Origin of the sequence: Flavivirga sp. 57AJ16 (genome assembly GCF_028736925.1) — a bacterium.
Taxonomy (GTDB): domain Bacteria; phylum Bacteroidota; class Bacteroidia; order Flavobacteriales; family Flavobacteriaceae; genus Flavivirga.
The window spans coordinates 368,563-381,112 of record NZ_JAQZAT010000001.1 but is presented as its reverse complement, the minus strand read 5'-3'; the positions used below and the strand labels follow the sequence as shown (position 1 = coordinate 381,112).

At 34.8% G+C, this 12,550-nt stretch carries 7 protein-coding genes; 5 read left to right on the top strand and 2 right to left on the bottom strand.

What is annotated here, in order from left to right; all coding sequences use genetic code 11:
* Positions 1 to 4 precede the first annotated feature (4 nt).
* Both uvrC and PQO00_RS01565 read left to right on the top strand, forming a co-directional pair.
* Positions 5 to 1,798, top strand: coding sequence for an excinuclease ABC subunit UvrC (gene uvrC, locus PQO00_RS01570; RefSeq protein WP_274183065.1), 1,794 nt, complete (start codon positions 5 to 7; stop codon positions 1,796 to 1,798).
* 346 nt (positions 1,799 to 2,144) lie between these two features.
* Positions 2,145 to 4,391: a patatin-like phospholipase family protein gene (locus PQO00_RS01565; RefSeq protein ID WP_274183064.1), complete on the top strand. Its 2,247-nt coding sequence runs from the start codon at positions 2,145 to 2,147 to the stop codon at positions 4,389 to 4,391.
* A 340-nt stretch (positions 4,392 to 4,731) separates the two neighbouring features.
* On the opposite strand, the gene PQO00_RS01560 is transcribed toward PQO00_RS01565, so the two are convergent.
* Positions 4,732 to 5,784 (bottom strand): endonuclease/exonuclease/phosphatase family protein, encoded by a 1,053-nt coding sequence (locus PQO00_RS01560; protein ID WP_274183063.1) that lies wholly within the window; start codon positions 5,782 to 5,784, stop codon positions 4,732 to 4,734.
* Between the two features lie 108 nt (positions 5,785 to 5,892).
* On the opposite strand from PQO00_RS01560, the gene PQO00_RS01555 reads away from it, so the two are divergent.
* From PQO00_RS01555 to PQO00_RS01545, 3 genes are all read left to right on the top strand, one after another.
* Positions 5,893 to 8,742: a carboxypeptidase-like regulatory domain-containing protein gene (locus tag PQO00_RS01555; RefSeq protein WP_274183062.1), complete on the top strand. Its 2,850-nt coding sequence runs from the start codon at positions 5,893 to 5,895 to the stop codon at positions 8,740 to 8,742.
* Between the two features lie 6 nt (positions 8,743 to 8,748).
* The gene (locus tag PQO00_RS01550; RefSeq protein WP_274183061.1) at positions 8,749 to 10,179 is read left to right on the top strand and encodes a DUF5689 domain-containing protein; all 1,431 of its coding nucleotides are present in this window, start codon (positions 8,749 to 8,751) and stop codon (positions 10,177 to 10,179) included.
* A gap of 169 nt (positions 10,180 to 10,348) precedes the next feature.
* On the top strand, positions 10,349 to 10,654 hold the full coding sequence (locus PQO00_RS01545; protein WP_274183060.1) for a GIY-YIG nuclease family protein: 306 nt from the start codon (positions 10,349 to 10,351) through the stop codon (positions 10,652 to 10,654).
* Positions 10,655 to 11,048: 394 nt separating this feature from the next.
* On the opposite strand, the gene PQO00_RS01540 is transcribed toward PQO00_RS01545, so the two are convergent.
* Positions 11,049 to 12,539: a RagB/SusD family nutrient uptake outer membrane protein gene (locus PQO00_RS01540; RefSeq protein WP_274183059.1), complete on the bottom strand. Its 1,491-nt coding sequence runs from the start codon at positions 12,537 to 12,539 to the stop codon at positions 11,049 to 11,051.
* Positions 12,540 to 12,550: the final 11 nt, after the last annotated feature.

Sequence of the window (12,550 nt, the reverse complement as noted above, 5' to 3'; positions counted from 1 at the left end):
GTTAATGGATGTACCTGCATTAGAAATACAATTAAAAACCTTACCCAATGCCCCCGGCGTATACCAATATTTTGACGTTAACGATACCATTTTATACGTAGGCAAAGCTAAAAATTTAAAGAAACGTGTAAGCTCTTATTTTACAAAGACCCATGATAATGGCAAAACCAGGGTGCTTGTAAAAAAAATAGCGCACATAAAACATATTGTAGTAGAAACGGAAACGGATGCTTTGTTGTTAGAAAACAATCTGATCAAGAAACACATGCCCCGTTATAATGTTATGCTAAAAGACGACAAATCCTATCCTTGGATCTGTATAAAAAAAGAACGTTTTCCAAGAGTGTTCTCAACACGTCGAATCTTTAAAGATGGGAGCGAGTACTTTGGTCCCTATACCAGTATGAAAACGGTTTCAACTTTGTTGGATTTAATAAAAGGCCTATATCATTTAAGAACATGTAATTATCATTTATCTCAAGAAAAAATAGAGGCAGGTAAGTACAAAGTATGCTTAGAATATCATTTAGGAAATTGTAAGGGCGCTTGCGAAGGGTTAGAGACCGAACAAGAATATCATGATAATATAAAAGCCATTAAAGAAATTTTAAAAGGAAATTTTAAAGATTCACTGGCACAATTTAAATTGCAAATGAAGCAGTTTGCGGAAGCCATGCAATTTGAAGAAGCTCAAAAAATAAAGGAAAAAGTAGAAATATTAGAAAATTATCAGGCAAAGTCTACTATTGTAAATCCAAAAATCAGCAATGTTGATGTGTTTTCTATAATGAGTGACGAAAGTTATGGTTATGTTAACTTTTTACAACTTTCATATGGCTCTATTATCCGTTCACATACCTTAGAGGTTAAAAAGAAGTTGGACGAAACAGATCTACAGCTTTTAGAGCTGGCTATTATTGAAATTAGACAGCGTTTTAATTCTAATTCAAAAGAAATTTATGTGCCCTTTAAAGTTGATGTAGGCGATGATATTAAAGTAACTGTACCAAAACTAGGGGACAAAAAGCATATTTTGGATTTATCTCTTCGTAACGCTAAATATTACAGAATGGAGCGTTTTAAGCAAGACAAAATGGTAGACCCAGATAGGCATGCCAATAGAATTATGGCGCAGATGAAAGCCGATTTAAGGCTTTCCAAAGAACCGAGACATATTGAATGTTTCGATAATTCTAACATTCAGGGCACTAATCCAGTAGCCGCATGTGTGGTTTTTAAAAATGGAAAACCCAGTAAAAAGGACTATCGCCATTTTAATATTAAAACGGTTGTTGGACCAGACGATTTTGCATCTATGGAAGAAGTGGTGTACAGGCGTTATAAACGCTTGATTGAAGAAGGGCAGCCGTTACCGCAGCTTATTATTATTGATGGCGGTAAAGGACAATTATCTTCAGCATTAAAAAGCTTGGACGCTTTAAATTTAAGAGGTAAAATAGCCATTATAGGCATTGCAAAACGTTTGGAAGAACTGTTTTATCCAGACGACCCTATTCCATTATACTTGGATAAGAAAAGCGAAACTTTAAAAATTATACAACAATTGCGTAACGAAGCACATCGTTTTGGGATTGAACACCATAGAAATAAACGTAGTAAAAGTGCATTAAATACAGAGCTGGAAAATATTTCGGGCATAGGAGATAAAACGGTTGTAGAGTTGTTAAAGCATTTTAAATCTGTTAAACGAGTAGCAAATGCTAAGTTGGATGAGTTGGAGACTATTGTAGGGGTTTCAAGAGCTGAAAAGATTTATAATTATTATCATGAAAAGTAATTTAGTTTTAGAAGTGGTTTAAACTTTTTTGATTGAAGCGAAAAATAATCATTTTGTTCCCATAAGAAGGCTTTTTTGAGCTGCATAGCATCGCTACGGAGTAATAAAAAGACAAAATATGGGGATAAAAGGACATTTTGCAGCCAATTATAAAAAGTTTAAACCACTTCTTAATTTAAAAAGATGTTTAATACATGATCTTAAAATTATTTGTTACTTTGAACAACGTAATAAATTATATAGAACATACCTTTAAACCTCTCATGGAGTGCCTTGATCGTACCTCATTTCAACATGACAAATTCAGTAAAGTTTTGAGCCATTTAGATTTGATTAAAAATAAAGTTTGAAAATAAAGATCACCATATTGACCCTATTTTTACTCGTTTTGTTTTCCGCGAAAGCTCAAAACAAACCAGAAGAAAAAACGACACCAAAAATTGGTTTAGTACTAAGCGGTGGAGGAGCAAAGGGACTAGCGCATATTGGAGCTCTTAAAGTCATTGATAGTTTAGGGGTGAAAGTCGATTATGTAGCTGGAACAAGTATGGGAGCTATTATAGGTGCATTATATGCATCGGGATATTCGGGTAATCAACTTGATTCTATTTTTAAAGAAATCAATTTTAATAATATTATAAATGATAATTTACCTAGAGCATCCAAAGCATTTTACGAACGGGATAATGATGAAAGGTATGCTATAAAACTTCCTTTTAATGATTTTAAAATTTCGTTACCATCGGCACTTTCCAGAGGTCAAAATACATATAACCTCCTTTCAAGGTTAACATTACATGTTAGCGAAATAAACGATTTTAACAAGTTGCCTATTCCGTTTTTCTGTATTGCCACCAATATTGAAACAGGAGAAGCCGTTATGCTCGATAAAGGAAACCTGGCTCAATCCGTAATGGCCAGTGGGGCGCTGCCTTCAATATTTCAACCAGTGGTTATTAATGATAAAATCCTAACAGATGGCGGTGTAGTAAATAATTACCCAATTGATGAATTGAAAGCCAAAGGGATGGATGTTATTATTGGAGTAGATGTTCAAGACGGATTAGCAGATCGTGAAAAATTAGTTTCTGCTCCAGAGGTTTTACTTCAAATCAACAATTTTAGGACCATTAAAGCTATGGAGTTAAAGGTTCCTAAAACAGATGTTTATATTAAACCGGATATCAAAGATTTTAATGTCGTGTCTTTTAGTGAAGGGTTTAAAATTATTAAAAAAGGCAAGCAAGCAGCCATAGATAAGGTAGAAGCCTTGCAAGCTTTAATAAAAAAAGAAGAAATGGGGACAGTCGTTCCCAAGGTAAAAATACAGCCACTGGACAGTATTGTAATCAATAAGGTTTCTCTTGCGGGAAATAGTCATTACACAAGGGCCTATGTTTTAGGTAAGTTGAAGTTAAAACTTAATAAAAAAATAAGTTATAAAGACTTTAATAATGGCATAAATAGTTTAGTAGCTACAAATAACTTTAAAACATTCCAGTACGAGTTTAGCAAAACAAAAGAAAAAGACGGATATGATTTATTTGCAACCTTAACCGAAAATGAAAACAATACTTTTTTAAAGGCAGGAATTCATTACGATGATTTATATAAGAGTGCTTTGTTAATAAATTTAACCCAACATCATGTGTTATTTGATAATGATATGGCTTCCCTGGACATTATCTTAGGCGATAATGTTAGATATGATTTTGAATATTTAATTGATAAAGGGTTTTATTGGAGTGTTGGATTTAAATCGAGGTTTCAACAATTTCATAAAAATATAAGCGCACAATTACTACTAGAGGACGATCAAATTGTGGGTTCAGGCTTAAATAAAATAGATGCAAAGTTACAAGATCAAACCAATCAGTTTTATGTGCAAACATTATTTAGAAAAGATTTTGCCCTGGCTATAGGTGCAGAGCATAAACGCCTGAAAGTAAAATCCCAAACAATTGCGACAGATAATCCAGAAGAAGAGTTTTTATTCGAGAACACCGACTATTTTAGTGTTTTTGGGAATTTAAAGTTAGATACTTATGATGATAAGTATTTTCCAAGAAAAGGATTTTATTTTGATGGCAGTTTACATCTCTATTTATATGCATCGAGATTCAATGAGAATTTTGAAAGATTTTCGATAGCCAGAGCAGATATGGGTTACGCTTTTAGTGTTTCGGAAAAATTAGCATTTAATTTACAATCACATGGTGGGTTTAAATTGGGGGATAAATCTACCCAAACGTTAGATTTTGCGCTTGGTGGTTATGGTAACAACTTAATAAATAATTTTATTCCATTTTTAGGGTATGACTTTATTTCACTTACAGGCAACAGTTATGTAAAAACCTCCCTTATTGCCGATTATGAAATTTTTAAAAATCACCACATTAGTTTAGAAGGAAACTGGGCAAATATAGATGATGATATATTTGAAACGGGCGAATGGTTTACATTTTCAGATTACAATGGCTATGCATTAGGTTATGCCATAGATACTTTTATTGGACCCATTCAAGGAAAATTTAGTTATTCTCCCGAACAGAAAAAAAGTATCTGGTTTTTCAATATAGGCTTTTGGTTTTAAAACATTGTTGTATTGTTATTAAAATCACCTCTGTTCTACAACGGGACAGGCTATTTTTATTTTATAGTAATTTTAAATAAGAAATGGATTGATATATAAATGTTACTGAATGTCCGTAATCATACATAATGATATTTTTATCATTCAGAACGAAGTGAATAATCTGTTTATAATCAATGAGATCCCTCGTTGCCTCGGGATGACAAAAACAATATGTTTTTAGGTTTATGACAAATTACGGACAATCAATTAAATGTTTAATTTTAAATAGATTTCCCCTATTACGGCAGGTAGATTTATTTTTATTTAGAATAATACATCAAACCTTTAAATAACCAAATCACTTTACTTCCTTAATAACATACACATAAGCAGGAAGGTGATCACTATAACCATTTGTAAAGCGCCCATTGGAAAAACTTCTAAAAGGATAGCCTTTATAGCGGCCATCTTTATAAAATAAGTAGCTTTCATTAAAGATGCCAGCTTTATAAAACCTAAAGGAAGAATACTCCTTTTCAAGCAAGGGCCTGGTCATGATAATTTGATCGAACAAACTCCAGGTATCTCGATAAGCCGTAGTACCCAATCCATTTTTATAAAAGCTTTCAAAAGGATTATAAAGCCCTTTTAAACCAGTTTTGTTTTTCTCTTTTTTGGCTTTTAAAATAGCTTTAATACTTTTGTTTGTAGGATCGTCATTTAAATCGCCCATAATAAAAATCTTTGCATAAGGGTTTATTACTTGAAGCGAGTCAATTAAATATTTATTCAATTTAGCGGCTGCCATACGTTTTGGTCTACTTTTGGCCTCACCGCCACGGCGGGATGGCCAATGATTAATAATGATATGAATCATTTCCCCTTCTAGGTAACCGCTTACTAATAATTGGTCCCTTGTGTAAATTCGTTTCCTATTAGTGTCATCGTAAATTTTAAGTTTATGTTTGCTTGTGTGTAGAGGGATAAATATCTTTTTCTGGTATAACAGACCAACATCAATACCCCGGGCATCGGGAGAATCAAAATGTACAATCCCGTAATCGGTATCCCTCAGTAAAGAATCATTAACAAGATCTTCCAGCACTTCACGGTTTTCAACTTCAGACACTCCAATAATGGCGGGTTTATTATGAGTTATTTTATAGCCAATATCCGCAATGACCCGGGCCATATTTTGCACCTTCTTTTTATATACCCAGGTACGATTTGTTTTTAATTCCATGATAGGACTAAACTCATCCAATTTATTAGGATCATTAATAGTATCGAATAAGTTTTCCAAATTGTAGAAGGCTATTGTATGAATTTTAAATAGTTTCTTTTTCTGTGCATAAGTGTTTTCGGTACAGAGAACATACAATATAATAAAACAGAAGCTTAAATATTTCATATAGGAAATGATTAGGTTAAGCTAAAAGTAGATAATTTCTTAATATAAAAAGATGTTAATTCCTACAAATAATATATATTCGCATATACATTAAGTCAAATAACATATTTGAGTGAATATATTTTTAATCGGAAAGAAACAAGCCCTATTAAAAAAGTAGCCATTATACTATTCATATTATTTTCAACACGACCTGTGTTGGCACAGCAAACTTTAATAAAAGGCAGTGTAAAAGATGCCCTGGCATTTCAGCCTATAGAAAATGTCATCATTAATATAGAAGAAACAACACAACAAACGCAAACAGACGCTTTGGGTGAATTTGTATTCTCTGTAAATGTACCCTTGGGCGAACATATTTTAAAGATTTCAAAATTGGGATATATAACTAAAAGGTATCCTATAGTCGTTAATGAACATGAGGTTGTAAATATTACCGATATGACTTTGGAATTAGATAACTCGCTGTCTCAAGACTTATTTACAATAAGCCTTACTGATGATGAACTTGACGATAATGCCAATGGTCTGGGCAGTATTTCAGGATTATTACAAGCGTCTCCGGATATTTTTCAACGTACAGCAGCTTTTGAGTTTAGCGCTTCCTTCTTTAAGTTAAGAGGGTTGGATTCAGATCAGGGATCGGTTATGATCAACGGTATCGAAATGAATAAAATCTATAATGGACGTCCGCAATGGAGCCATTGGGGCGGTTTAAACGATGTGATACGCCATCAGGAATTAAGTACCGGTTTAGCACCTTCTAACTACCATTTTGGAGGCTTGTTGGGCAGCATAAATATAAACACCAGGGCATCACAAAAGCGATCGGGGAGACGACTGACTTATTCCTCTTCTGATAGAAGCTATACCAATAGGCTGATGGCGACCTATGCCTCGGGATTATTAAAAAGTGGGTGGGCTTATACATTATCTTTAGGAAGACGTTGGGGAAACGAGGGCTATCAAGATGCGACAATATATAGCTCCAATTCAGTTTTTATGTCCACAGAAAAAGTAATTAATGATAAACATAGTTTGAGCTTTACAGGTATTTATGCACCAAATAGAAGAGGCAAATCATCTGCAAATACTCAAGAGGTTTATAATTTAAAGGGCATAAAGTATAATGAATATTGGGGATGGCAAGGAGGCAAAAAACGTAATTCACGTATTAAAGAAGTGGAAGAACCTATTGTGATGTTAAATCATTATTGGCATATAAATAGTAAAACAAAATTAAATACGAATATTGGTTATCAATTTGGAAAGCTAGGAAACAGTCGTTTGGCATACGGTGGCCCCAATAGGATTGTGAATAATGATGGGACTGTAGTTTTTGAAAGTGGCGGACAAAATCCGAGTCCGACCTATTACCAAAAACTTCCAAGCTATTTTGAAAGGAACTTTCCGAATGATTTAGAGTTCGCTTATGGTGCGCAACAGGCCTTTTTAAATAATGGACAGGTTAATTGGGAAGAAATGTACCGTGCAAATTTAATTAGCACATCCCAAGAAAGACTTGCAACGTATATGTTGTATGAAGATAGGGTAGATGACGATCAATTAACCCTAAATACTATTTTTAGTAGTGAGTTAAGCGAGCATCTTCTATTTAATGCATCTATTAATTATAAAAAGCTGGAATCTAAAAATTATGCTCAAGTTCTAGATCTTCTTGGCGGTTCCGGCTTTTTAAATGTAGATAGCTTTGATGGCGTTCAATTCGATTTAAAAAACCCGAATACCATGGTTGGTGTAGGAGGTACTTATGGCTACCATTATAATATGTTTGCCAATATTATTTCTGGTTATGCACAAGCACAGTTTACATATAATCCTGTAGATTTTTTTGTGTCTGGAAGTGTTACCAATACACAATATCAAAGAGAAGGGTTATTTCAATACGAAACATTTAAAGATAATTCCTTTGGCAAAGGTGAAGTATTATCTTTTACAGGGTTAGGTCTTAAAGTTGGCGGTACATATAAAATCACGGGGAAACACATCGTAGATATACATGCAGGTTATATTATAAAAGCACCTTCTATTCGCAATAGCTATTCTAATTCCAGAGCGAATCACAATATCGTTCCGAATATTTCCGAAGAAAAAATAATGTCTTTAGATGCGAGTTATATTTTTAGGTCACCCATTGTTAAAGCTAAACTTACAGGGTTTTATACACAACTTAAAGATGCCAATGATATCTCATTCTTTTTTGCAGATGGCATAGGGCATGTCATTGCCGAATCTGGAACACAACGATCGGGCTATGATGACAACGAGTTTATTCAAGAGATTCTACAAGGCATACATAAAAATCATTTAGGCATAGAACTGGGCATAGAAGCTCAGGTAACACCAACCGTTAAATTAAAAGGAGTGGCTGCCTTAGGGGGATACACTTATGCTAATAACCCAGACCTATACCTGTCTTCAGATAGGTTTGAAAATGTTTATCTAGGAACTTCTAAACTTAAAGACTATAAGTTAGCTGTTGGTCCACATCGGGCTTACTCTATTGGCTTTGAATATCGTGATCCGGAATATTGGTGGTTTGGAGCTACGGTCAATTTTTTTGATAAAATCTATGTCGATATAAGTCCATTGACCAGAACCGATAATTTTTTTAAAGATGTTGATGGCTTACCATTTGTTGATTATGATGAAACTATCGCTAAAGCATTGTTAAAACAAGCCTCTTTTGATGATTATATGGTTGTAAACCTTGTGGGAGGGAAATCGTGGCGAGTCAATCAGTATTACATGGGATTTTTTGCAAGTATAAATAATGTTCTGGATGAAGTTTTTAAAACAGGAGGCTTTGAACAAGGGCGGCAAGCAAACTATAGACAACTAAGAGAGGATCAAGCTTTAAATAAACCTGTTTTTGGACCCAAGTATTGGTACGGAAGGGGCGCTACGTATTTTCTAAACCTCTATGTTAATTTTTAAAAAGATATGATGAATTATAGAAATAGACTTTTAATTTTAAACATGATGATCCTGTTTTTTTCTTGTGTAGATGAAGATTATAGCATCCCAAGTCCTGATGATGTAGAAAACATAGTCATTCCAACAAACCAACTAACAACATTTAAAGCTATTTATGAAAGGTATGAACAAGAAAAGAACAATGGAAACCTTATAGCGGTTATAAATGAAGATTTATATATTGAAGGTTATGTTGTTTCCAGTGATCAAGCAGGGAATTTCTTTGAAGAGCTCATTATTCAAAATAAGATAGATGCGGAGAACCCAGATCATGACCCCAGGCTTGGTATTAAATTGGAAATTAATGTAGGGAGCCTATCGGATATCTATGAATTTGGCAGAAAAGTATATGTAAAACTTAAGGGGTTGACCATTGGGGAATCCAACGGTGTTTTGGCAATTGGTCGAGGGGAAGATTCTAAAATAGAGCAAATTCAAGATTTTGAGTATCAAAATATAGTTTTAAGAACCTCGGAAGTGGCTCCGATTACGCCTAAATTGAGTTCATTAATTCATTTAACAGAAGCAGACGAAAACACTTTGGTTCAATTAGATAATATGCAGATTAATAGGTTTGATTTAGCGTTAACCTATGCTGGTGAATCTACCGATGCCTTTGATGGTTTAAGGGTTTTGGAAAGCTGTGAGTCTGGAGCTTCTATTTTACTACAGACAAGTACTTTTTCAGATTTTAAATCGTTGCCCGTACCTCAGAACAAAGGAAGCATTAAAGGCATATTTAGTAGAGATTATGGGAATGATCTTAATGTGCTGATAGTAAGCAGTTCGTCCGATATTATTTTTGATTCTGATGAACGCTGTGATCCTATGGAATTAGATTGCGGATTGGCACCTTCGTTTGGAACGGTGAATTTATTTTATGAAGATTTTGAATCGCAAAAAAACAATAAGTTAATAACAGGAAACGGTTGGACCAACTATACAGAATCTGGCAGTGAAGGTTGGGAGGCCTATTCCTCAACATCATCGAATGCATCTTTGGGGAGATCTGCCAGATTTAAATCTGCAAGCTCAGGTGACGCTAGTAATATTGGATGGTTAATAACACCGGCCATCGATTTAGACACCCAAGATGGTGAGACCTTACGTTTTAAAACCTCTAACAGTGTGGCAGACAGTAGTTATTTAGAAGTGCTGTATACTTTAGATTGGGATGGAACCGAAGCAAATATAACCTCTGCAACATGGGGTGTATTACCTGCCGCCTATGTTGTAAAGGATACCGATTCTTTTGTGCCTTGGTTTAATTCCGGTAATGTGGATTTGTCTTGTATTACTGGGACAGTACACATCGCCTTTAAATATACGGGTAGTGGACACGAAATCTTTGATGGTGTTTATGAGTTGGATGCCATTAGTATTGATTATTTACCATAGATAGTAAATGGGTTGTTTAAAGGAACATGTCATAATGAATATAGATGCTGAATGACATGGTGACTTTGTATTGTATAGAGGAGGTGTCATTCAGAGTACTTCGACTACGCTCAGTACAGGCTATAGCGAAGAATCTCACAGTGAAGAATCTCATAATCATTAACAGAAAATGAAAACAAAAGGCACACACAACTACTACATTTATATACTTACCAATAAAACAAAAACAGTTTTATATACAGGAGTAACCAATAATCTAAAAGAACGGCTCTATTATCATAAAAACCCTGAACCCTTTTCAAAAGCTTTTACTTTAAAATATAGATGCTTTTACCTTGTTTATTATGAACATTTTTTTGAAATTGAAGATGCCATAAAAAGAGAAAAACAAATCAAAGGTTGGAGTCGAGAAAAAAAGAACAATCTAATTTTAAGTGTTAACCCTAAGTGGATATTCCTTAATGACACCATTTGAAAGATTCTTCAGTCGTGCCTCCTTCTGAATGACATGGCGGCTTTGTTTTGTTTGGGGGGCAATGTCATTCAGAGCACAGCGAAGAATCTCATCATATTAGGGTCGAATGAAAACAAAGGATATATTATGTTTATGTACCAGCCAAAGGGGCTAAAGAGAGTTTTTAGATTCTTCAGTCGTGCCTCCCTGTCTGCCGATAGGCAGGCTTCTGAATGACAAAGTAATTTCCTTTTGTATAGAGGAGGTTCATTCAGAGCACAGCAGCGTGTTTATAAAAAATTCAGGTATAGCTAAATCAATAAAAAACCTCTGTTCTGTGAGAGAAAGAACAGAGGCCGAAAATAATCTAATAACCTTCATTACTAAATTACAAGCTAACTCAATTTTAAACTAGTTATATGGGGTTTTGTTCGATTAATGGGTTGGCATCAATTTCATCTTGTGGTATGGGCCATGTCCACCTATTGTCGTCAGCGGCAATTTGCATAACTCCGTTGGTATAAGTTGAACTTTGGTTTGAACCTGTTCTATCTAACGGAAGATTTAATCGTTTTAAATCGTACCATCTAAAACCTTCGCCCCATAATTCAATGCGGCGTTGCACTAAAATTTCATCTATTAAGGCTTGCCCTGTATTAGTAGATAACGTATAGTCTGGATCTCTTGTAATAACCATATCATACAATGTCTGGGCAGCTAATCCATCTTGACTATTTCTAGCTAATGCTTCAGCTTCAATTAAATACATTTCTGCAGCACGCATCATGGGGACGTCTAAACGGCTATCACCATTACTTACGGCAATGAATTTTTGACTAGTATATGGGTATTTATTGTGCGTAGACAATAAAGAAACACCGTCTGGTAAGTTTAAGTGCTCCCCAGTTGGATCCCATAATGTTTTACGTACATCGGTTGCAGAGATCATATCATACAATAAATTATTAATTGATCTGGGATTGCCACGAATCGCCGATGAACTAAAATTTCTTGAGATATATGCGCCGTAGTTCCCAAAAGAGTCTGTTTGGTCTTCAACGATATGACTTGCCCACATAAACTCACTATTAGTTTCAGAGAATATTTGAAACCCTTGTGCATAAGTAGCTGCGTCCATTAGGGTAAACCCTGCTCTTGCCTCAGATGCAAATTGTGCAGCTGTCGACCAATTACCTTGGGTTAAAGCAACTCTTGCTTTTAAACCTTTTGCAACATTGGCGTTAAAATGTGATTTATTGTTTCGTGAATACCCATCTAATAAACCAATGGCATCATCCAAATCTTCGTTAATTTGAGTATAAACCTCTTCAACTGTTGAGCGTGCAATAGGGTCTACAGAATTATCTAATTTAATAGGAACTCCTAATTGAGAATTTCCGCCCCCAGTTTCATATCTATTTCCCCATACACGTACTAAATGAAAGTGACAAAATGCTCTGTATACAAGTGCTTGTCCCTTTATGCCATCTTTGTCTGCTTGTTCTCCGGTAGCATTGTCAATACCATTAATTATAATATTGGCATTGGCTATCCACTGGTAGAACATAGCCCAGTTTGCAGTCGTGTAAGAGTTTGTTGGGCTTTCATTTGGTAACCACCGGTACGACTGTGTCCAATTCGATCTATTAAACACATGGTCTTCTCCTGCTTCATCAATATGTAGGTTAAAAGCACCTATGCCTACTCTTCCTTGGCTATCAGCGTATCGTTCATATAATGCTCTGTGTATCCCATTTAGAGCTGTTAAAGCATTGTCTGTAGTTAATACTGCTGCCGAAGATGATACGCGATCTGTAGGAGAGGTGTCTAGGTAATCTTTTTCACAAGCTGTAAAGCAAAACAAAACAGCTAAAATTCCGATAAAAGAAATTATTATTTTTTTCATTTTCAAATTTT

Excerpts from the sequence above, each read along its gene's own strand:
- uvrC (WP_274183065.1), top strand. The coding sequence starts at position 5 with ATGGATGTACCTGCATTAGAAATACAATTAAAAACCTTACCCAATGCC.
- PQO00_RS01560 (WP_274183063.1), bottom strand. The coding sequence starts at position 5,784 with ATGAAATATTTAAGCTTCTGTTTTATTATATTGTATGTTCTCTGTACC.
- PQO00_RS01550 (WP_274183061.1), top strand. The coding sequence starts at position 8,749 with ATGATGAATTATAGAAATAGACTTTTAATTTTAAACATGATGATCCTG.
- PQO00_RS01545 (WP_274183060.1), top strand. The coding sequence starts at position 10,349 with ATGAAAACAAAAGGCACACACAACTACTACATTTATATACTTACCAAT.
- PQO00_RS01540 (WP_274183059.1), bottom strand. The coding sequence starts at position 12,539 with ATGAAAAAAATAATAATTTCTTTTATCGGAATTTTAGCTGTTTTGTTT.